The sequence below is a fragment of the Micromonospora sp. NPDC049101 genome, from assembly GCF_040648675.1.
Taxonomy (GTDB): Bacteria; Actinomycetota; Actinomycetes; order Mycobacteriales; family Micromonosporaceae; genus Micromonospora.
This window is the reverse complement of record NZ_JBEZED010000005.1, coordinates 40,412-62,910: the sequence shown is the minus strand read 5'-3', so window position 1 is coordinate 62,910 and position 22,499 is coordinate 40,412. Positions and strand designations below refer to the sequence as shown.

The following is a 22,499-nucleotide window of genomic DNA, read 5'->3' as shown; positions in this document are numbered from 1 at the left end:
GGCCGGCCCGGCGGGTCACTCCCAGCGGTTGCCGGTCAGCTTCTCGTACACCTCGACGTAGCGGGCACGGGTCGCCTCGACCACCTCGTCCGGCACGTCCGGCGCCGGCGCCTGCTTGTTCCAGCCGCCGCCGGTGGCCCAGTCCCGCACGTACTGCTTGTCGTAGGAGAACTGCACGCGGCCCGGCTGGTACGACTCGGCCGGCCAGAACCGCGACGAGTCGGAGGTCAGCAGCTCGTCGGCGAGGACCAGGGTGCCGTCCGGCGCCCAACCCAGCTCGATCTTGGTGTCGGCGATCAGGATGCCCCGGTCGGCGGCCAACTCGGCCCCGCGCCGGTAGACGTCGATGGTGATCTGCCGCAGTCGTTCCGCGGTTGCCTGGCCCACCTTGTCCACCACCTGGTCGTACGTGATGGGTTCGTCGTGTTCACCCATCGGCGCCTTGCTCGACGGCGTGAAGATCGGCTCGGGCAGGATCGACGCCTCACCGAGCCCGCGGGGCAGTGCCACGCCGGAGACGGCACCGGTCCGCTCGTACTCCCGCAGGCCACCGCCGGTCAGGTAGCCGCGGGCGACGCACTCGACCGGGAGCATGTCCAGCCGCTGGCAGCGGATCGCCCGCCCGGCGAACTCGGCGGGCACGTCGGTGGCCGAGATGACGTGGTTCGGCACCAGGTCGGCGAGCTGCTCGAACCACCACAGCGAGAGTGCGGTGAGCAGGCGACCCTTGTCCGGGATCGGCGTCGGCAGCGCCACGTCGTAGATCGAGATGCGGTCCGAGGCGACCAGGATCAGGTCGTCGCCGTCGGCGTAGACGTCCCGAACCTTGCCCGAGTGCAGAAGTTCCACGCGCCCTAGTACACCACGCGACATCGGGGGGCCTGATTCGACCACCCGCGCCGGGGGCTGACCGGACGGACGTTGACACCTTCGTGCGCTCCCTGCGTGAATGGTGCCGCCGTACTCCCGCAGGTCCAGGAGACCCCCGTGCCCGTTGTTCCATCCCCGATCGACCGCCTCGGCGCCGACCCGGGCCGGCGCCGACTGCTCACCGCGCTGCTCGGTGCACCGCTGCTCACCTCCGCCGGGCTGGCCGGTTGCAGCGACGGGGCCGACACGTCGACCCAGGACGGGCCGGTCGAGCTGTCGGTCTTCTGGTGGGGCGGGACCAAGCGGGCCGAGCTCACCGAGAAGGTGCTGCGGCTCTACTCGGATCGCAACCCCCGGGTCACCTTCCGGGTCACCTGGCAGGGCGCCGACGGCTACTACGAGCGGCTGGCCACCCAGGCGGCCGGCGGGAACGTACCGGACCTGATCCAGATCGACGACGCGGTGTTGACCGAGTACGCCCAACGCCAGATCATCCTCGACCTCACCGACCGGGTCGCCGACCACCACCTCGATCTGCGGAGCCTGCCGGAGGGCCTGATCCGCTCCGGCACGGTCCAGGGGCGGACGATGGCGGTGGCCGGCGGGCAGACCCACGCCGCCGTGGTCTTCAACCGGGACCTGCTGCGGGATCTGAAGGTGCCGGAGCCGCGGGCCGGAATGACCTGGGCCGACTACATCGCCTGGGCGGAGCAGGTCACCGAGACCAGCGAAGGTCAGGTGGCCGGCACCGTGGACGCGTCAGGTGACCACCGGGCGCTCTGGCTGTGGCTGCGGTCGCAGGGTGGCGAATTCTACCGGGGCAACCAGCTCGGTTTCGGCGCGGACGAGCTGATCGCGTGGTTCGAGCTGTGGCAGCGGGCTCGCACCGCGCGGGCCACACCGGGTGCCGCGCTTGTCGAGCAGACCGACAGCAGGGAGCTGAACCGGCAACTGGTGGTGACCGGGATGACCGCCGCGTCGTTCGCCTGGTCGCATCAACTACCCGAGTTGCAGCGGCTCACCAAGGCCGAGCTGGGTGTCGTCGGCCTCCCCGGACCGCCGGGTGCGCAGTGGGCACGCGCGTCGATGTACTGGGCCGCGTTCCGGGGCACCCGCCACCCGGACACCGTCACCGACGTGATCAACTTCTTGACCACGAACGGAGAGGCCGGCACCGTCCTCGGCCACGAACGCGGGCTGAACCCCAGCCTCGCCGTCCGCCGCTACACCGAGGGCAGCATCACCGACCCTGCTCAGCAGCGCGCCGCCGCGTTCGGCGCCAGCCTCGCCGACCAGCTCGGGCCGGCGCCGGCACCACCGTCGACGGGGCACGCCAGGGTGCGTACCCTGCTGGTCGCCGCCGCGGAGAGCATCCGCGTCAAGCGGGCCGGCACCCGGGCGGCCACCTCGCGTTTCCTCTCCCAGGCCAACGCCGCACTGGCGGCGTGACCCCGGCGGTCGGCCGACGGCCCGCCGCCGTCGACCGACCGATGGGGACGACCCGCTGCTCAGCGCGGCGGGCGGTTCCGACGATTGCGGGTCAGACGCAGCACCAGGAACACGATGACCCCGACCACCACCAGGCAGCAGAGCAGGCTGAGGATGCCGAAGCCGCCGCCGCCACGGGACCGCCGCCGCGCGGCCTCCACCACCACCTCGCCGGTGCCCGTGGACGCCCACGCCGCGACGGGCACGAAGACCGCCAGTACGGCCGCACCGAGGACCGTGCTCAGCCGGCCCCACCACTTACCGAAAGAAGACATGTGCCCATCCTCGCCGAAGGACGCAACCTGGGCACGTCGGTCCACGCCGAACCAGGGACCGAGATCGTCCGGAGCACCCCGGATCGCACGCAACGTGGCCGCAACCTGCCGGCAAAGATGATGATCTTTACATGAATCTCCGGAGGTGATCGGATTCGCGCATGGTCAACCCTGGAGGCGATGTGCGGCTCTCTCTCACCCGAAGATCTGCGGCAACAGCGGTCGGCGTCACCCTCGTCGCCGCTCTTCTGACCCCGACGACCGCCCACGGTGCCCCACCGTCCCCACCCCCTCCGACGCCACCCGCCGCGACCGGCAACACGCCGCCCGCACCCGTCACCGTCACGCTGATCACCGGCGACCGGGTGACGGTGACCCCGGGCGTCGACGGCGCGGCCCCCGCGGTGGACGTCACACGCGCCCCGGGTGCCACCGGCCCGGTGCGCGTCGCCACCGAGCGCGGCGACACCTACGTGTATCCCGACGAGGCCATGCCCTACCTGGCGACCGGTCGACTCGACAAGCAACTGTTCGACGTCACCCGGTTGATCGCCCAGGGCTACGACGACGCGCGGACCAGCGAACTCCCCCTGATCGTCACCCGCACGACGGGCTCGGCGACGCTGCGGACCGGCACCACGCTGCCGGGCGCGCGGACCACACTGGAGCTTCCGTCCGTCCGGGGCGAGGCGATCCGCACCAACCGGTCCACGGCCGCCGACTTCTGGTCGGCCCTCACCAGCGGCCCGGCACCAACCAGCCGCGGTGCCGCCCCGTCCACGCCGACCTTCACCGCCGGGGTCGACAAGGTCTGGCTCGACGGCAAGGCCAACGCGTCCCTCGCCGACACCACCGCGCAGGTCGGCGCGCCCGCCGCCTGGGCCGCGGGAGGCACCGGCCGCGGTGTCCGGGTCGCCGTCCTGGACAGCGGGGTGGACACGACCCACCCGGATCTCGTGAACCGGGTGGTCGCGTCCCGCAGTTTCATCCCCGGCCAGGACGTGATCGACCGCAACGGGCACGGCACCCACACCGCCTCCACCGTCGCCGGCACCGGTGCCGCCTCCGGCGGGAAGGAACGCGGCGTCGCTCCCGACGCCGACCTGGTGGTGGGCAAGGTCCTCGACCAGAACGGCAGCGGGTCCATCTCCGGGATCATCGCGGGGATGGAGTGGGCGACGCGCACCGAACGCGCCAAGGTGGTCAACATGAGCCTCGGTGTGAGCGCGTGGCACACCCAGGACGACCCACTGAGCCAGTCCGTGAACCAGCTGACCGCCGAGACCGGCGCACTCTTCGTCGTCGCCGCCGGCAACAGCGGTCCCGACCCGTACACCCTCGGGGCACCGGCCACCGCGGACGCCGCACTCACCATCGGCGCGGTGGACGGCTCCGACCACTTGGCCGACTTCTCCAGTGCCGGGCCGCGGATGATCGACGAGGCTCTGAAGCCCGACCTGACCGCTCCCGGGGTGGACGTGTTGGCGGCGCGCTCGCAGCACATCCCCTGGGGCGAGGGCTACTACCAGACCGACAGCGGCACCTCCATGGCGGCGCCGCACGTCGCCGGGGCGGCAGCCCTGCTGGTCCAGAAACACCCGACGTGGAGTGGGCAGCAGATCAAGGACGCGCTGATGAGCACCAGCGTGCGCACGCCCGACTACGACGCCTACCAGGCGGGCAGTGGCCGGCTGAACGTGGCCGGCGCCTACCACCAGGACCAGGTCATCGCGACCGGCTCGGTGGACGCCGGGCTGGTCAGGTCGTCCTCCGGCACGCCACAGCGGCCGATCACGCGGAAGATCACCTACACCAACACCACTGCCGACCCGGTCCCGTTGGCACTCTCCGTCGACGGTGGCACCTCCCCCGCGCAGGCGTTCACCGCGGCCACCGACCGCGTGACGGTGCCGGCGAACGGCACCTCGACAGTCGACGTCGTGGTGAACCCGGGGGGTCTCCCGCCGGGCCGGTACTCCGCGCAGGTCACGGCCCGCTCCGCGACCGGCGAGGTCCACACGGCCGTGGGGGTCGTCGTCGAGGCGAAGAAGTACGACCTCACCATCCACCTGAAGGACCGCGCCGGCCGACCCATGAGCGGTGAGGTCGAGATCGTCAGCGCCGACGAGGGCTCCACCTTCGTGTGGGTGCCGGACGGCAAGCTGACCAGCCGCTGGGCTCCCGGCTCCTACACCGTCGTCGCCGCCGCCGACGTGCAGGGCCGCAACGGGCCCCGCTCTCTCGGGCTGGCGATGTTGACGGTTCCCGAGGTCGACCTGTCGACCGACCGGGTCGTGGAGCTCGACGCCTCGCGGGCACGCCAGGTGAAGGTGGCGACCGCCCAGCCGACCGCCGTCACCAACACCAGGATCGACGTCTACCGTTCCTTCACCTCGCCGGAGCCGACGCCCACCGACTGGGCCGCCCTGCGCGAGACCTTCTGGCCGGGTGCGACCTACGACAGCCTGTGGGCCCTGCCGAGCAAGGAACGGGTGACGAGGGGCAGCTTCGTCCTCACCACCAGGATTCGCGCCGTGCAGACGCCGTTGGAGCTCAGCTACGGCGGCCGACGCGTCAGCGATCCCCTCGTGCAGCCCGGTGCACGGCCACTGGCCGACGGCACCGCCCGCCTCGACGCCGTCTTCGCGGGCAACGGCGCGACGAGCGACTACGCCGGCCGGTCCGTCCGTGGCAGGGCCGTGGTCGTACACGCCAACGACTCGGTGCCCCCCACGGACCAGGCGGCGTCGGCACACGCGGCCGGTGCGGCGATGCTTGTCGTGGTCAACGACCGCGAGGGCCGCCGGAGCGACTGGTACGGCAACCCCGACGCCGTGACGACCGGCCCGATCGCGGTCGCCTCGGTGAGCATGGACGAGGGCGAGGCGTTGATCCAGAAGATCGCCGTCGCCGGGCGCCACACGGTACGGCTGGCCGTGACGGCCCACCCCGCACCGAAATACCTGTACGACCTGGTGGACTACCACCGTGGCGGGGTGCCCAGGGACCCGTCCGCCCGGACCGGCCCCCGCGACCTCGCCCGGATCGACCTGACCTTCGCCCCGCCGCCGGGAAAGCAGTCCAGCGAGACGCGGATGGACTTCCCGCCCTACGAGTACGCGGCGGCCCGCTCGTTCCCGTTCGAGCCGGTCGCACCGGGGCCACGGACCGACTGGGTCTCCGCCGGTGACGGCGTCAGGTGGATGCAGTACGCCGACGTCGCCGACTGGGCGCGGTCGAACACGGAGGCGATCGCCTACCGTCCGGGCAGCGTCCAGCGGGACCGCTGGTTCGGGCCCATCACCCGGCCGCGCCTGCTCAGCACCGAGATCCCGTTCCGCGGTGAGACCGCCATGAGCGCGTACATCCAGGGGTTCGGCGACGCGGGGGCCGCGCACAGCGGCGGGGCCAGCATGCCGCAGGTCGTCACCTTCTATCAGGGCGACAGGGAGCTGACCCGGTTCGACGGCTGGCCGAAGGTCGGCGCGGGTGACCTGTCGCCGGAGAAACTGCCGTACCGGCTGGTCGTCGAGACCACGGGCAAGCCCGAGTTCAGCCCGTACTCGACAGCCACGCACACCGAGTGGCGCTTCGTCTCCGGTGGCACCACGGAGGTGCAGGCCATCCCGCTTGTCCAACTGGACTACGGAACGGACGTGGACGCGGCGGGTCGGGCGACGCGCAGGACCGACTTCTCCATCACGCCGGTGGTGGTGGGCAGCACCGCGGCACGTGACGCGGTGTCCTCGCTCACGCTGGAGGTCTCCTACGACGACGGGGCGACCTGGCAGCGGCAGGGCCTGACCGAGAAGCGGGGCACCTGGCAGGCGCACCTGAACGCGCCGCACCGGGCCGACTTCGTGTCCATCCGGGTCACCGCCAGGCAGCGCAGCGGCGACGGCGTCACCCAGCGCGTCACCCGGGCCCTCGGCCTCCGGTAACAACCGGGTGGGGCCGGTGCCCGCCGGGCACCGGCCCCACGACGACGTGCCGTGCGGCGCGGCCTCACCGGCTGTCGAAGAGGAACACCTGACCCCGCGCCAGGGAGTCACAGGCGAGCTGGACCAGTTGGGCGCCCGCCACCGCGGAGTTGTCCCGGAAGCCGACGCACAGGTTGCTGTGTACCGGTCGCAGCCGATAACCCCACAGCGGCGCGGCCACCGGCTCGACGCGGAACAGTTGCCCGCGCCCGGCGGCGCAGTAGTCGTCGTAGAGCGGCGCGCCGACGCTCACCGATCCGTTCTGCACCCCCGTGCAGCCGGGCCCGTACACCTCGTGGTCGGTCGTGATCCGATAGGTGTCGCTCCCGGCCGCCACCAGAGTCATCCTCGGGAACTGGGTGCCGCACGACGGCTGCTGGTAGAGGTAGCCGCTGTCGCCACCCTGCTCGGTCAGGCACATGCCGCTGTGCACGGCGCGGATCCGCACCGGCCCCGGGGTGACGGCCGGCGGCAGACCAACGAGACCGGGCACCTCCTGCGCGGTGATGGCACGCGGGAGCACCCGCACCTCGTCGACGTCACCCGGCCAGAAGTCCGCCGCCGAGCCGTCCCGCAGCCCCCGGCCCAGCACGAGGGCACCGGTGGCCGGCCAACTCGCCACGTGGCTCGCCGTGCCGGCAAGCGTCCCGTTGACGTACAGCCGTAGTTGGCCGGCGGCGGCGTCGAAGACACCGGTCAGGTGCGTCCAACTGTCGACGCTCGCCGTCGAGGACACCGCCGCGTCGGTGGCCGCGCTGCCGCCCGGCTCGTCGACCCGGTCCATCCGGAAGGCCCACCGGCCGGTCGCGGCCTCGTAGCGCAGCCGGAACCGGCTGGTGTGCTGCCCGTCCTGGCCGACCGCGACGGCATCCCGACCGGCCCCGGCGAGCCGCACCCAGGCCGACACGGTGAAGCTGGCGTCCCCCGAAACCACCGGCCCCGCCGTGTACGCCACTCCGGACGTCCCGTCCAGGCGCACGCCCCCGTCGCGCGCATCCCTCTGGAATGCCGCACCGGGTGCCAGGTAGAGCGAGTGACCGTTCCCGCTGGCATCCGTGCCGACCACACCTGTCGGCTCGTTCAGGTGCCACCACGCCTCCGGGCCGAACGGCTCGCCGGCCATCTCCTCGATGATCTTCTTGGGCGCCGCCGGGTAGTCGTAGAGCTGGACCTCGTCGAGCGCACCGGTCCAGGCGCCACGCCCGCCGGACACACCGTTCGCCTGGCCGACCAGGAGGGGACCGGAGGCGTTCCAGGTGCTGCGGTACGACGTACTGCCGGCCAGCCGACCGTTGAGGTAGATCCGCAACTCGCCCGCATCGTGGTCGTACACGCCGGCGAGGTGGGTCCAGGTGCCGAGTTGGGGAGCCGTGTTGGCCACCGCGACCCGCTCCGCCGCCGCCGCGCCGTCCGCCTCGCGGAGCACGAATGCCCACCGTCTGCGGGCACTGTCGTAGCGCAACACGAAACCGTTGCCGGCGACCCCGGCCTGGGCCACCGCGACCCGGTCCTGGCCGACCTGGTCCAGTCGGACCCAGGCCAGCACGGAGAAGCTCTGGCCGGTGTTCACCACCGGTCCGGTCGACCGACCGTGACTGCCCTCGACGCCGTTCAGCAGCACCGCGCCGCCGTGCCGCCCGGACGCCTGCCACGACGCCCCGCCGCTGAACGTGACGCTGCCGTCGGGGGCGCGTGTCGCCACGTCCCGGCCGATGACGCCCTGCCCCTCGTCGAGCGGCAGCTCGACAAGGGGCGCCGGCACCGATCGCAGATGGAAGCCGTACGACTGCGGCCAACCGAGGTTGTCGGCCCGGTCCACGGCGAGCACGCGGAGTTCGTACCCGCCGGGCTCCTGGCCGGTCCAGCGCAGCACAGCGCTGCCACCCGGTCGGTCCGCGGTCACCCGCCCGGTGAGGTAGCCGTCCGTGCCGCCGAGCTGGTATTCGAAGGCCACCACGTCCTGGTCGCCGTCCGCGTCGAACCGGAACACACCCGTGCGGTCGACCCTGGCGCCCGGCCCGGACGAGGGGAAGTCGACCGAGGTGACAGTCGGCACGGTGGTGGGACCTGTGGTGTCCACCGTGAACTCGCACCAGGGCCCCGGCGGCCCGGTGTCGATCTGGTCGTTGACCGTCGCCCGCCACCGGTACGTGCCGCCCTCGGCGAGCACCCAGTCGGGCACCTGGTAGGTCTTGATGTGCTCGGGCAGCCTCTCGCTGGTGTGCACGGGGGTGCCGTCCGGCGCCTGCACCTCGAAGGTGACCTGCTGGCCGCCGCCCTGGCTGCCCGACGCGAGATCCTCGGCCACCTCCACGGCCAGCACCGGCCCGAGGGTCCGTACCCAGGCCGTCGCCCCGGCACCGGAACAGCCGGGCATGCTGTCGGTCGGCGTCATCACCGGCGTTTCCGGCACGGTGTTGAACTGCACCGCGAGCACCGGCTTGTTGTCGAAGGCCATCGCCCCGGAGATGCTCTGGTCGTCTCCGGTCAGGCCCAGCGTGAGCTGTCGCCAACTGTTCGCCGCCGCCTCGCGCATCAGGGCCCGCACGTCCACCTCCACCGTGCCGCCCGGACATTCGGGACCGCCGCCCTTGCCGGTCCGCACGGTGCCGAGCAGCCGCTGCTCGGTGGGCGGATTCGACCAACTCGTCGACGGGCTGATCGGGCCGGTGAGGTGCGTTTGCAGGGCCTGCGGATAGCACGAGTAGGAGTACAGCTGGTTGAGGCTGAAGGCGGTGTTTTCCAGGATGGTCTTGCCGGCGAAGAACGCCGTGTCCATCTGGAAGTACGAGTGGTACATGTTGTACGAGGACTCCTGCGGGTCGTGCCCGACCCGGGCATGGTAGTCGTCGATGTCCCACCACACCTGGGAGGGCAGCTCCCGGGAGGTCATCGCCCAGTGCTGGCGCTGGCCCGGCGAGGTTGGGTCGGCGCTGGCGGTGCCGGCCCGCAGTTCGGCGGTGAAGGTGCGGTCCGGGTTGGCGAAGACGGTCCGGTCCGGCGTACGCAGTGCGGGCATCTCGACGCGGCGGCCGAGCCGGACTGCCGACGCCGTGGCCGCCGACGCCGTGGCCGCCGGCCAGGACGACGGTGCCCCGGGGGCCGGTCGAGCCGTCGACCGGACCGGCCCCGGCGGGGCGACCAGCGGGGTTGCCGCCGCCCGGCCCTGCGGAGCGGGGAAGGGCACGGTCATGGCGGCAGCCACCAGGACGAACACCGCCACTGTGGCGACAGCTCGCCCGACCACGCCGAGCCGGATACTCTTCGACACCTGCCCTCCCCCGTCCCGCATCAGCCGACGATCACGACGCCGCGTGGCGACCCGGCCGTCCGGGGGATCACCAGGCCACCCGACGAGCTTCCGGACCCACCACCGACCGGGCGCAGCGGCGACGACGAGCCCTTCGGCACCCCGTACGGCCCGCCGTACACCTGTGCCGGTCCCGGGCACGGCAACGGGTACCCGCAGGACGGAGCCTCCGCCAGCTCCTCCAGCCAGCCAAACGCGACACCGAAGCCTGACTTGCCGGGCGGCTTCTTGCCGGACTTCCCCTGCGGCTTCTTCTGGTCCGGGCCGTACTTGGGGAGCGAGTTCGCGCTGTTCGACGCCGCACCCGCCCAGACGCCACCCGCCGACGCCCCGCCCGCGCTCTTCGCCGGGTGGGCCAGCGTCGCCGCCAGTGAACGGCTACCGCCGCCGGTGGAGGAACCCGTCGATTCCACCTCGTCCGCCGGTTGCCACTCCACCGGACGCGGCGAGATGCACTGGTCCCAACCACGGCAGGGCCGCTCGGCCAGGACGTACGCGCTCTGGCTCGGACTGCGCTGCTGGCAGGCGACGGCCGGCCCGGGGTTGTCGTACGAGCAGCCGTAGACCGGTGACTTCGACGCGTCCCGGGTGGAGTTCGGGGTGTAGACCTCGTGGATCATCTCCCAGCCGAGGTCACCGTCCGGGTCGACAGTGCCGCTGCACATCGACCCGAAGTTGGCGCAGGCCCACGGGTCGTAGAGGCCGTCCGCGGCCGGCGCCGGAATGCCCCGGTAGACCTTCAACCCGTTGGCGTCGCTGAACGAGACCGGGTTGCCACTGGCGTACGAGTAGCCCTGCACCTGCTGGGGGTCGTCGTGGTCGACGATCGGGTCGGCCGAGACGAACCCGCCGGTGTCCGGGTCGTACTCCCGCGCCCCGAGGTGGGTGAGACCGGTCGGGTCAGCCACCCCGCCGACGAAGTCCCGGCCGCCGGGCCAGGCGGCCGGGTCGACGCCGCGCTGTCCACCGAACGGCAGCCGGTAGCGGCGGGTGACGCCCAGCTCCTCGGCGTCGACGCTGACCCCGGCCGTGCCGTGCAGGTCGGTCACCAGCCAACTCAGCTCGGCACCGACGCGTACCGCCACCGGGTCACCGCCGAACCGGTAGTACCGGGTGCCGGTGACCGCGCCGGTACCGGTCGCGCGCAGTTCGGTGTCGCCCAGGTACAGCGTCGTACCGCCCGCGTCCCGACGCAGCAGTCGGGTGCCGTCGGCGTCGTACAGGTAACTGGTGCCGCCGGCACCCGTCGTGACCGACCCGAGGTGGCCCTCGGCATCCCAGTCGAGTTGCTGGGAGGTGCCGTCGACGCGACGACTCGTCTGGTTGCCGCTGGCGTCGTACCCGAAGGTGTCGGTCCCGGATTCGCCGGGGCCGCTGCTGGTCACCGACCGCACGGTGTGCGGCTGGGCCGTCCCGGCGGCCGGGTGGTCGAACGTGCGGGTGACGTCCCCGCCCGCGAGGTGCCGCACCTCGGCCAGGCGGTTGCCGGTCCGGTCGTAGCCGTACGAGTGCCAGTACGGCGCCGCGCCGCCGAGACCGCTCACCGCGGGTGTCGCGCAGCCACCGGTCGGCGTCCAGGCGTCGGTGAGTCGGCGCAGGTGGTCGTAGCCGAAACACTGGGTGTCCGCCGCGCTCCCGTCGTCCGGTGCGTCCACGACCGATCGGACGTTGCCCGCGGGGTCGTAGGTGTAGCCCAGCGCGGTCACCCGAGAGGTGTACTCGTCCTCCACGGTCGTCGACGTGGCGGTCAGCCGCCCGCTCGCGGCATCCCACTGCTGTGCCTGCCAGAGCCGCCGGCCGGATGCACCGGAGGTTCGGGAGATCGGTCGGCCGACACCGTCCCTGGTGGTCGCCCCGACGTACCGACCGGCGCCGCTGGTCATGGTCGTCGGCAGGCCGAGCCCGTCGAAGCCGTAGACGAGGGTTTCCGCCGGCAGGCCGCCGCCACCGAAGATCGTGGTGCTGGTGACCTGGTCGGTCTCGTCGTACTGGTAGCCGGTCGCGTAGGTGCCGCCCAGGCCGGTCTCCGCCGCCGGGATCGTCACCGCGGTCCCGGTACGCCGACCACGCACGTCGTAGCCGGTCACCGCGCTCACGTACGCGTTCGCCCCGACGTGGCGGGTGGAGGCGGCGAGCAGCCCCCTGCCGTTGGGCGCGGTGTCGTACGCCCACCCGGCGAGCCGGGTCGCACCCTCGTCGGTGCTCGTCCGACGCCCGAGCGCGTCGTAGGTGTGGCTGAGTGTGCGCCCACGGGCGTCCGTCGTGGAGAGCACGTGCCCCTCCGCGTCGAACGTGCGCGTCGTCGCGCCGGTGTCGGGCGTCTCGGCCCGAACCTGGCGGCCACGCATGTCGTACGCGTACCGCCAGGTGTTGCCGGCCGGGTCGACCACGGTGGCCAACTGCCCACCCCGGGTGTAGCCGTACCGGGTGGCGTCGTAGTTTCCGCTCGGCGTGTCACCCACGTACTGACGCCGCTCCACCACCCGGCCGGCCGCGTCCGCCAGGCTCATCGTCGCGGTGCCACCCTGGGGTGGGTCCACCGCCGTCCAGTTGCCGCCGTACGTGGTGCTGGTGCGCCACCTCTCCACGCCCCGGGACAGGAGGATCTCCGCCGTCGGCCGGCCCGCGCTGTCGTACACGGTGCGGGTCTGCGACTCGGCCGCGCTGTCGGGCAGGCCGAGCAGCGTGGTGCCGGGCGGCCCGCTGCGGTCGTACTGCGGTCCGGATCTGCGGTCCACCCGGCCCACCGGGTCGTACTGGACGTCGGTGAGCACCCGCCCACCGGCCGGCGAGGGGTCCTGGGTCTGCCGCAGCCGCAGCAGCCCGTCGTACACCTCGTAGCTGGTCCGGTAACCGCCGCCGGCCAGCAGGCTGCGGGTGGTCACCGCCGCCCCGCCGGAGCGCAGCAGGTACTCGTAGCGCAGGTTGGCCGGATCCGTGGTGGCCCGGCCGGGCAGCCAGACCGAGGTCGCCCGACCAAGCGCGTCGTACGCCCGGCTGGTCCGGCCGCCGTTGGCGTCCACCCCCGCGGTGACCGCACCGCGCAGCGGCTCCAGGGTCGTCGTACTGGTGTGGCCGAGCGGGTTGGTCCGGACCAGCTGGGTCACCGGGCCACCCAGGGCCGGCGTGTAGGAGATGCCGGTCCGGTTGTTGCGGGCGTCGAACTCCTCGACGGGCCGTCCGTGCTGGTCGGCGACGACCCGGGACAGGGTCTGGTAGACCGGCGCCCCGGAAGCCCAGGTGGCCGCCTCCTCCGTGCGGGTCAGGTCACCCTTCGTCGGCGCGGTGCCCCAGGCGTTCTCGTCGTAGTGGTAGCGCTGGTCGGAGATGAGATCACCGGGGTACGAGACGTCGCCGCCGCACCGCACGCCGACCTTCTGCACCCGGGAGACCTTGTCCACGATCCAGTCCGTGGTGTTGCGGGCATAGGTGTACGTGGTGCAGGTGTCGTCCCCGTCGAGCGACACGTCGCCCTGGTCATCGACCTCGGTCAGCGTGCCGTGGTCCGGCTCGTGCGTGTAGACCACCCTGGTCCGGCGCACCCCACCGTCGGCCAGCGCGGTGTAGGTCTCCTCGGCCCGCTCGGCGACCAGGTGCGACTCCAGCGGGGTGCTCGTCGGCCGGTCGCGGCTGGCGGTCTCCCTGAGCTGCGTCGGCTCGGAGATCACCGTGGACACCCACCCGCCGCCCGCTCCCCGGTAGGTGGTCGTCTCGCGGGCGAAGCCGCGCCAGTAGGCCCGGTCGGGAAGGCTGCCACCACGCGAGTCGACCACCGACACGGTACGGGTTCCGCCCGCCGTCCGGTCGCCGTCCAGGCCGCGCAGGAACAGGTGCTCGGTCACCGTACGCAGATCGGGTGCCCCGGCCGCCGGTGGGGCGCCGGTCAGCACCCGGACCCGCTGGTAGCCGCGCCACTGTCCCCAACTCTTGCGGTCGGCGGGCACCAGTTCGGCGTCGTCGTACGCCCAGGCCGCGTCCCCGGCGCTGAGGTACTGGTACTGGGTGATCCGGTCCGGTCCGGTCGTCGCGTCGTCCTCGACGACCTGGGTGACAGCGGTCTTGATGAACCAGTCCGGCACGAGCTGCCCGCCGTCCGGCGTCCACTTCACCGGGAAACACCTGGTGGTGTTGGTGTCCGGGACGGGCAGCGCGGACCGGTCACACGGTTCCCGACCGTAGGAGACGGCGATCCGACCGCCCGTCTCGTTGGTGATCGTCGTGATCCGCCACTTGTTCATCGGCGAGATGTTCTCCAGCCCGTCGACCCGGTTGGCCCACCGGGTGCCGCCGAACGTCACGGCGGGCAGGCTGGTGTTGCCGCCCACGTGCCCGGTGCGCACGACGGACTGCAACCACAGCCCCGGGCTGGTGCCGTCACCGGTGTCCAGGTAACCATGGGTGAGCGTCCAGGAGTCGGCGTTCTGGTAGGCGGTGCCGACGCGCACCTGCGCGGTCACCGTCGCCAGCCGCTTGGTGCTCCAGAAGGTCGGCGTGGTGACCGCGCAGGACGTCGCCGAGCAGGCGGTGTCCCACGGCACGTCCGGCCAGTTCTGCGGCTGGGCCTGGGTGCAGGTGCTGCCCGGCAGGCACCGGTCGGCCGCGGTGAGCACCACCCGCGCTCCGGCGGGGGCGCTGGACCCGGCCCGCAGCCCGTACTCGATGCGCGCGAGGTTGCCACCGCGGACGTACGCGGTCGGGGTGGTGTCGTTGCGCGCGTAGTAGTTGATCTCCTGGTCGTAGTGGTAGGCCACCGCGTCGCCGTGCCGGTCGAGCACGTAGTCGAGATTCCAGCGGTACGCCTGCTGGCACCACGATGTGGCGAACGTCGACTGGTGGCAGGGCTCACCGGTCCCGTTGCCGAAGACCGGAACGGTGAACGCCGAGTTCGCCGCCGTGGTCCGGCCGAAGAAGTACTGCGTCCCGTCCGGTGCGGTCACCCGCCAGTGCTCGCCGTTGTCGTCGCCGTTGGACGCCCCGGTCAGCAGGGTGACCCGCCAGCCCCGGTCGTCGGCGAGGTGCCAGTTCTTGTTGTCGGTCGCCGACGTCTCCGGCACCAGCTCACCGGCTGCCAGGCCGGGCAGCACCAGCGTGGCGTTGGGGGCCTCCCAGCACAGGTCGCCACCGCTGCCCGTCCCACCGTCGTCGCGGCAGGCCCGGTACGACCGTTCGATGAACCCGCTGGGCAGGTCGAAGCCCTCACCCACCCAGGACGGTTGGTTGTTCGTCGCCACCACCCGGCCGTCCACGCTGCCGGAGGAGTAGGCCAGGGAGACCTCCGGCGCGCGGCCCGGCATGGGCGGCAGTGCCATCGGGTACGACCAGTTGAAGTCGCCGGACTGGAGCCCCACCTGCCAGGTGGCCGAGGGGGCGAGCGACGTCGGCTGGAAGGTGCCCGCACTGCCGCTGGGCGCGGCGGCCAGGGCGTACAGCCCGTCGCTCACCTTCGCCCGCACCCGCCCGGTGACCGCGTCGTTGGTGCTGGCCAGCGGGGTTGGCGCGCAGTTGCCTGCGGAGGCGGTGGTCAGCGCGCACTCCGGCAGCCGGAGCAGCCGCAACCGCGAGCCGTAGTCGCCGCCGTAGGCGTGCCGGAAGCCCGAGTAGTCGACTTCCACCGACGCCGGGCCCACCGCATCGCCGACGTGTGCCAGCCGCAGCACCACTCCCCGTACGCCGGCCGCCGCGCTGACCTTGCGGTCCAACACCTCGACCCGGATCCTCGCCTCTGGTCGGGCACCTGACACCCGGGTCGTCGACGGACCGGCGGCGTCCGGGTGGCCCACCCGGATCGGCAGGTCACCGGCCCGCTGCCAGGACGGTGTGGCGTCCGACTTGGCCGCCGCCGCGCTCACCGCGGGCAAACTCACCTCGGCGGTGCCGGCGGTCGGCCAGCTCACCGCCGGGGCCTTCCGCAGGGCGCTGGTGGCGCTGGGATCAGCGGCCGGTACGGGTGCCGGCCGGGCCGCCGAGAGCGCCGGGCCGGACGGTATCGCCTGTGGTTTCGGGGCCCCGGGGCGGGCGGCCAGCGCCGGCCCGCTCCACAGCGACGACGCGACCAGCGCTACTGCCACCCCCGTGGCCATCATGGACAGATATCTGCGAGGTACGTGCATCTCAACCTCCGTGCCGACCGATTGGACAGGACCGATCAGGAGTGATCGAAGACCGGACAGACGATTACTCATCGGTATCGATCCAATACCTCTTGTTCGGGCTGGTGGCGTCCCAGAATTCCCCTGCAAGCCAGCCCCCCAGCGCCCCGCCGGCAAATCCGAGTATCGGAGAGCAGACCATCACGGCCGGCCCGCAGAAGAAGCCGGCCCCCACTCCGATCGCAGATCCGGCCGCCGATGCCGCCAGTCCTGCGACCTGCTTGAAAGCGGCCTCGGGTCTGTCCATGCCACGCTCCACATCGGCTGCATAACCCAATGCGGCCGCGGCATAGGGCATCACCTTGCCGACCGCTTTGACCGACGGGTTTCGTACATAGCGAGCGAGCGGGCCGATCTCCCTCGCCCCACGAGACAGCTTCTCGATGTTCTTCGGATTCCGCAGCGCCGGATTCCCACTCCGAGCAGCCTTGTCGCGCATCAGTTTCTTCTCAGCACGCACTTCTTGGGCAGCCTCGGTCGACGCGTTGGATTCGTCGGCCAAAGTCGCGAGGTCTGCTCTCTTCTTCGCGGATATCGCCTTCTGCTGTTCGTGCCACCGCTTCTTCAGCACGGCGGCCTTCACCTTCCACTGCTGCGCCTGGATCTTCCGCGCCTTCGCTGACGCCTTCTCCGCCGCCTTCACGCGCTTCGCCGCGGTCGACGCCCCGCCCCGCTTCTCCATGCGATCCAACTGGGCGTCCTTGGCCAACAGCCGCTTTCGGGCCGCGGCGTTCGAGGCGTTCGGCCTCTTCGCGACAGTCGCCTTCGGCCGGGGCTTCGGCGCCGCCGGCTTGGCCTTGGGCTTCGGCTTGACGAACGTGGTGCACTTCTCGTTCGCGCAGGCGCGCAGGCCGTCGGCGTCGGCGTAGGTCGCCGGGCTGTTGTTGGCGTACGCGTACCCGTGCATCTGCTGCGGGTCCTCGTCGTCGATGACGGGGTCGACGGAGAGGAACCGGCCCGTTGCCGGGTCGTACTCGCGGGCGCCCAGGTGCACCAGGCCGGTAGGGTCCGCCGACCCGCCGACGAAGCTGCGCTGACCGGGCCAGGTGGTCGGCTTCGCTCCCCGGGACTCACCGAACGGCAGCGAGTAGCGGCGGGTGACGGCGAGGGTGTCCGCCCGGATGGCGGTGTCGGCGGTGCCGTGGTGATCGGAGACGAGCCAGCTCAACCCGTCCGAGCCGGTGCCGGTACGCACCGCGAACGTGCCGTCGCCCTGGCTGTAGTACCGGGTCGCGTTGACCAGCCCGCTGCCGGCCTCCCGGCGCAGCTCCGTCGCTCCGAGGTAGACGGTGGTGCCGGTCCGGTCCCGGCTGACGATGCGGTTGCCCTCCGCGTCGTACAGGTAGTCGGTGGTGGTGCCGTTCTCGGTCGCCGACACCAGGTGGCCCTCGGCGTCCCAGTCGAAGGACTGCGTCCGGCCGGCGACGGTACGAGCTGTGGTGTTGCCGTCGCTGTCGTAGCTGTAGGTGTCGGTACGCGAGCCACCCGGCCCGGTGGTGGCGACCGACCGCAGCGTGTGCGGCTGGGCCGAACCGGCATCCGGATAGCCGTAGGTGCGGGTGGTGTCACCGGTGGCGGCGTGTTGCACCTCGGCGAGCCGGTTGCCCACCTTGTCGTAGCGGTACGAGTGCCAGTACGGGGCCGGCCCGCCGAGCGCCGCTGTCGCCGGGGCGGCCGCGCAGTCGCCCGACGCCGGTGTCCACGCCTCGGTCATCCGGCGCAGGTAGTCGGCGCGGAAGCACTGCGTGTCGGCGGTGACCCCGTCCGGGGCGTCGGTGACCGAGAGCAGGTTGCCCGCCGGGTCCCAGGTGTAGCTACGGGCGCTGACCTGCGGATCGTCGTCGGTTTCCCGGATCACCGAACTGCGGGAGAGTCGTCGGGTCACGTCGTCGCGCTGGTACGACTGCCAGACCTGGCTGCCCGCCGCCCCGAGGGTCACCGAGGACACGTCGCCGAACCTGTCGTAGGAGGTGCCGGCGACGTACTGGGCCAGCCCGGTGAGCGTGCTGGGCAGGTCGGAGGAGGCGTCGTAGCCCTGGGTCAGGGTCTCCGCGCCGAGCCCGCCGGCCGCCGGCAACGTGGTCTTGGTGATCCGGCCGGACGTGTCGTACTCGATTGTCGTGTCGTAGCTGCCGCCGAGCCCGGTCTCGCTCGCCGGGACGGTGACCCGGCTGCCGGTGGGCAGCCCGGTCGCGGCCAGGTAGCCGAGCGCCTCGCTGCTGTAGACGTCGGTGCCGACGAACCGCTTCGCGGCGACCGGCAGCCCCTTGCCGCCGGGCAGCGAGTCGTACGTCCACTCGCTCAGCTTCGTGCCGGTGGCGGACCCCTCGCGGACGGTGGTCCGACGGTCGAGCGCGTCGTAGGTGTTGACCAGGGTCCGGCCGAGGGAGTCGGTGCTGGAGACCAGCCGGTCACCGTTGTCGTAGGTGAAGGTGTTCGTCCCGGTGTCCGGGTCCTCGGCGCGGATCTTGCGGTCCCGCAGGTCGTAGCCGTACCGCCAGGTGTTGCCAGCCGGATCGACGACGGTGGCCTGCTCTCCCGACCTGGTGTAGGTGTAGCGGGTGGCGTCGTAGGCGCCGGTCGGGCCGGTGCCGGTGTACTGGCGCAGCTCGACAGTCTGCCCGTCGGCGTCGAAGATCTCCATGGTCGGCGTTTCCCCGTCGGGCGGGTCGATCGCCGTCCAGTTGCCGCCGTAGGTGGTGGTGGTCCGCCACTTCTCCACACCCCGCGACACCAGGATCTCCGCCGTCTGCCGACCCGCGCCGTCGTAGAGGTAGCGGTTCTGCGCGACCAGGTTCGAATCCGCAGGTGCGGCGACGAGGGTCGTGCTGGGCGCGGCGCTGTTCCAGTACGCCGGGTTGGTCTTCACCACCTCGCCGCGACTGTTGTAGAACGTGTCGGTGACCAGCCGGCCGCCCGTCGCGGAGGGGGCCTGCGTCTGGCGGGCCCGCAGGAAGCCGTCCATGATGCTGTGGCCGTCCCGGTACGCGCCGTTGGGTCGCAGCGTGCTGGTGGTCACCGCGCTGGCGCCGTTGTTGCGGATCAGGTAGGCGAACTTCGCGTGCGGGCTGTCGCCGGCGGACCTGGATCGGCCCGGGGCCCAGGCGGCGACGACCCGGCCCAGTGGGTCGTAGCTCAGCTCGGTACGCCGGCCGTTGGCGTCCACGGTGGTCGTGGCGTCGCCGAGCAGCGGGTCGAGGTTGACAGTGCTGGTGTGCCCGAGCGCGTTGGTGGTGGTCACCCTGGTGACCGGCCCACCGACCTCCGGTGTGAAGGTGACCTGGTCGGTGTTGCCGAGCGCGTCGGTCGCCGTGGTCGTGCGGCCGTGTTTGTCCAGCTTGACGCTGCGGCCACTGACGTACACCGGGCCGTTCGACCAGGAGGCGAGTTCCTCGACCGCGGTGACGTCCCCGACGGTCGGCGGCGCCCCCCAGGTCTTGCTGTCGTCGTAGTAGTAGCGCTGGTCGGAGAGCAGGTCCCCGGGGTAGGACACGTCCGCGCCGCAGCGCACCCCGACGGTGCGGACCCGGGACTCCGCGTCGATGATCCAGGCGTCCCTGTTGCTGGTGTAGGTGTAGTCGGTGCAGGTGTCGTCGGCGTCGGTGGCGACGTCGCCGAGGTCGTTCGTCTGCTCCAGGGTGCCGTTGGCGTCGAACTTCTGGACCGACTCGGTGACGCGTTCGGTGCCGTCGGCCAACGCGACGTACGCCCGCTGGGACAACTCCTCGACCAGGTACGCCTTGAGCTGGGTGCCGTCGCGGCGGTCCCGGGTCGCCGTCGTCGCCAGCATGGTGGGCTCCGAGATCGTCCGCTCGGTCCAGGCGCCGCTGGTGCCGTTGTACTCGGTCACCTCCCGGGCGAAGCCACGCCAGTACGCCTCGTCGACCTTCTTCTTCCCGGTCGAGTCGGTCACCTCGACGTCACGAGTGCCGGTGCTGGTCCGGTCGCCGTGCATGCCCCGCAGGAACAGGTGCTCCGTCCGGGTCTGTTCGCCGCCGTTGGGATCACCGGTGCGCACCACCACCCGCTGGAAGCCACGCCACTGCCCCCAGGTGCGGAACCGGTTCGGGGTCAGTTCCGTGTCGTCGTGGTGCCAGGCCGCCGCGCCGACGTACTCGTACTGGGTGATCTCGTCCGGGTTCTCGACCAACCGGTCGTCCTCGACGACCTGGCTGACCACGAACTTCCGGAACCAGTCGAGCTGCGGATCGACCGCACCCGACCGCCCCCAGAACGCGGGGAAGCACGTCCCGGCGTTCTGGTCCGGGGCCGGCAACGCCGACCGGGTGCAGGGCACCTCGGTGTAGCTGATCCGGACCTGACCGCCGGTCTCGTTGGTGACCCCCACGAGGCGCCACTTGTTCATCGGGGCGTCGCCGTTGTCGTCGACGGTGTCGACCCGGTTGGCCCTGCGCTCGCCCGTGAAGGTCATCGGCGGCAGGCTCGCCGTACCGCCGACGTGCCCGGTTCGCACGATCGAGTCGAGCCACAGCGAGGCGGTGGTGATGTCACCGGTGGCCGGGAAGGAGTGGGTGAGCGTCCACGACTCCACGGGCTGGTAGCTGCCACCGGAGCGGACCTGGGTGGTGACCTTGGCCAGCCGCTTGCTGATCCAGAACGTCGGCGAGACGACCTGGCAGGGCGTACCGGCGCAGGCCCGGTCCCACGGCGTGTCCGGCCAGTTCTGTGGTTGGGCCTGGGTGCAGGTGCTGCCCGGGACGCAGCGGTCGGCGACGGAGAACACCACCCGCGCCGACGCGGGCGCGGCCGAGTCGGTCCGCAGGCCGTATTCGATCCGGTCCAGGTAACCACCCCTGGTGTACGGCGTGGGAGTGGCGCCGCCGCGGGCGTAGTTGTTCGTCTCCCGCTGGTAGAAGTACGCCATCGCGTCGCCGTGCCGGTCCACGACGTAGTCGAGGTTCCACCGGTACGCCTGCTGGCACCACGACGCCGCGAACGTCGACTGGTGACACGGCTCGTCCTTGCCCCCCACCACGTTGTTGCCGTAGACCGGGACGGTCCAGGTGGAGTTCGCGGCCGGGGCGCGGCCGAAGAAGTACTGCGTGCCGTCCGGTGCGGTCAGTTTCCAGTGCTCGCCGTCGTTGTCGCCGTTGCCCGCGTTCGCGTCGGTCAGCCGCTCGATGCGCCAGCCCTCGTCGCGCTCGGCGTGCCAGTGCCCCGTGGCGTCGTCGAGGACCAGCTCGCCGCTCATCCCGGGCAGCGACACCGTGGCGTTGTCGGACCGCCAGCACAGTTCCTCCGAGCCGGCCTGCCCGTCCTCCTTGCACGCCACGTAGGACCGCTCGATGAACCCGCCCTGGAGGTCGAAACCCTCCCCCGCCCAGGACGGCTGGTTGTTCGTGGAGGCGGTCCGCCCGTCCACCGCGCCGGAGGAGTAGCCGAGCGCGATGCCGGGCGTCAGACCCGGCATCGCGGGTGCGCTCATCGGGTACTGCCAGCCGAAGTCGCCCGACTCCAAGCCGACCGACCAGGCGGCCGACGGGGCGAGCGAGGTGGGTTGGAAGCTTCCCGAACTGCCACCGGACGCGGCGGTGACGGCGAACAGACCGGCGTCGACCCGCGCGCCGACCCGCGCGTTGCGAGTGTCGTTGCGGGAGGGCACCGGTTCGCCCCTGGCGCATCCGGCGACCTCGGGAGTGGACAGCACGCACTCGGGCAGTCGCACCACGCCGAGCCGGGCGGCCCAGTCGCCGCCGTACGCGTTGCGGAACCCGGAATAGTCGAACTCCACGTCCACCGGGGCGACACCAGCCGGGCGGGCGCCTGCGGTCGCCCCGCCCGACGCCAGCCGCACCAGGACCCCGGGTACTCCGGCCCGACGCGCGGCAGCCTGGTCCAGCACCTCCACCCGTACCCGACCGGCGGTGGTGTCGGTGCGCCGCGTCGCCGCGTCGCGCTGCCCGGCCACCCAGACCGGCAGGCTCCCCACCCGGGCCGGCGCCGCGCCCGTCCCCGGCCGGTCGACCTCGACGGCACCCGGCGCGGGCCAGGTCACCGGGGGCGCCGACCGCACGGCCGCGACGTCCTCCGGGCCGGGTCGCGCGGCGGCCCAGGTCGGTGCCGCCCGCAGCGGCACCGAGGCGGGTGCCGCCTGCGCCCCCGGAGGCCCGGCCCGGTTCGGGCCCGCGTACGCGGGTGCGACGCCGCCCCCGGAATTGACCAGGACGACGGCCAGGAACGCGGCAGTCGTGGCGAACAAGAATCGGATCCCCCGTGCAGCCGTCATTCGCGTCTCCCCGATGTCAACCAGCCGCCGTCCGCGCCCACCCGGCGCGGGATCGCAGCGTGGCATCCGGGTTCTCACAGGTCACTCACAGCGACCTGACGGCCAGGCTCGCGGAATGACCGGGGTCCGGGGGCGGGGTTTTCGGGCCAACGGGTACGCCGCTGCCCGGCTTAGAATTTC

General features: G+C 72.1%; 7 protein-coding genes. 2 read left to right on the top strand and 5 right to left on the bottom strand.

From position 1 onward, the window contains the following. Positions 1 to 15: 15 nt before the first annotated feature. Positions 16 to 849 (bottom strand): phosphoribosylaminoimidazolesuccinocarboxamide synthase, encoded by an 834-nt coding sequence (locus AB0B57_RS08150; RefSeq protein WP_357066644.1) that lies wholly within the window; start codon positions 847 to 849, stop codon positions 16 to 18. Between the two features lie 138 nt (positions 850 to 987). Between AB0B57_RS08150 and AB0B57_RS08145 the strand changes: the two genes are divergently transcribed. Further along, positions 988 to 2,319 carry an extracellular solute-binding protein gene (locus tag AB0B57_RS08145; protein ID WP_357066642.1) on the top strand — a complete coding sequence of 444 codons (1,332 nt, stop codon included), beginning with the start codon at positions 988 to 990 and terminating at the stop codon, positions 2,317 to 2,319. Between the two features lie 59 nt (positions 2,320 to 2,378). Here AB0B57_RS08145 and AB0B57_RS08140 read toward each other — a convergent pair whose 3' ends face one another. Further along, positions 2,379 to 2,633, bottom strand: coding sequence for a hypothetical protein (locus AB0B57_RS08140; protein ID WP_357066640.1), 255 nt, complete (start codon positions 2,631 to 2,633; stop codon positions 2,379 to 2,381). A 182-nt stretch (positions 2,634 to 2,815) separates the two neighbouring features. On the opposite strand from AB0B57_RS08140, the gene AB0B57_RS08135 reads away from it, so the two are divergent. Then, positions 2,816 to 6,574, top strand: a complete 3,759-nt coding sequence (locus AB0B57_RS08135; RefSeq protein WP_357066638.1) for a S8 family serine peptidase — start codon at positions 2,816 to 2,818, stop codon at positions 6,572 to 6,574. Positions 6,575 to 6,638: 64 nt separating this feature from the next. On the opposite strand, the gene AB0B57_RS08130 is transcribed toward AB0B57_RS08135, so the two are convergent. The 3 genes from AB0B57_RS08130 to AB0B57_RS08120 all read right to left on the bottom strand — a co-directional run bounded on the left by AB0B57_RS08130 (position 6,639) and on the right by AB0B57_RS08120 (position 22,319). Next, positions 6,639 to 9,884 carry a LamG-like jellyroll fold domain-containing protein gene (locus AB0B57_RS08130; RefSeq protein WP_357066635.1) on the bottom strand — a complete coding sequence of 1,082 codons (3,246 nt, stop codon included), beginning with the start codon at positions 9,882 to 9,884 and terminating at the stop codon, positions 6,639 to 6,641. A 20-nt stretch (positions 9,885 to 9,904) separates the two neighbouring features. Next, complete coding sequence (locus tag AB0B57_RS08125) at positions 9,905 to 16,033, bottom strand: RHS repeat-associated core domain-containing protein (protein WP_357066633.1); 6,129 nt, start codon at positions 16,031 to 16,033, stop codon at positions 9,905 to 9,907. A gap of 64 nt (positions 16,034 to 16,097) precedes the next feature. After that, positions 16,098 to 22,319: an RHS repeat-associated core domain-containing protein gene (locus AB0B57_RS08120; protein WP_357066631.1), complete on the bottom strand. Its 6,222-nt coding sequence runs from the start codon at positions 22,317 to 22,319 to the stop codon at positions 16,098 to 16,100. Positions 22,320 to 22,499: the final 180 nt, after the last annotated feature.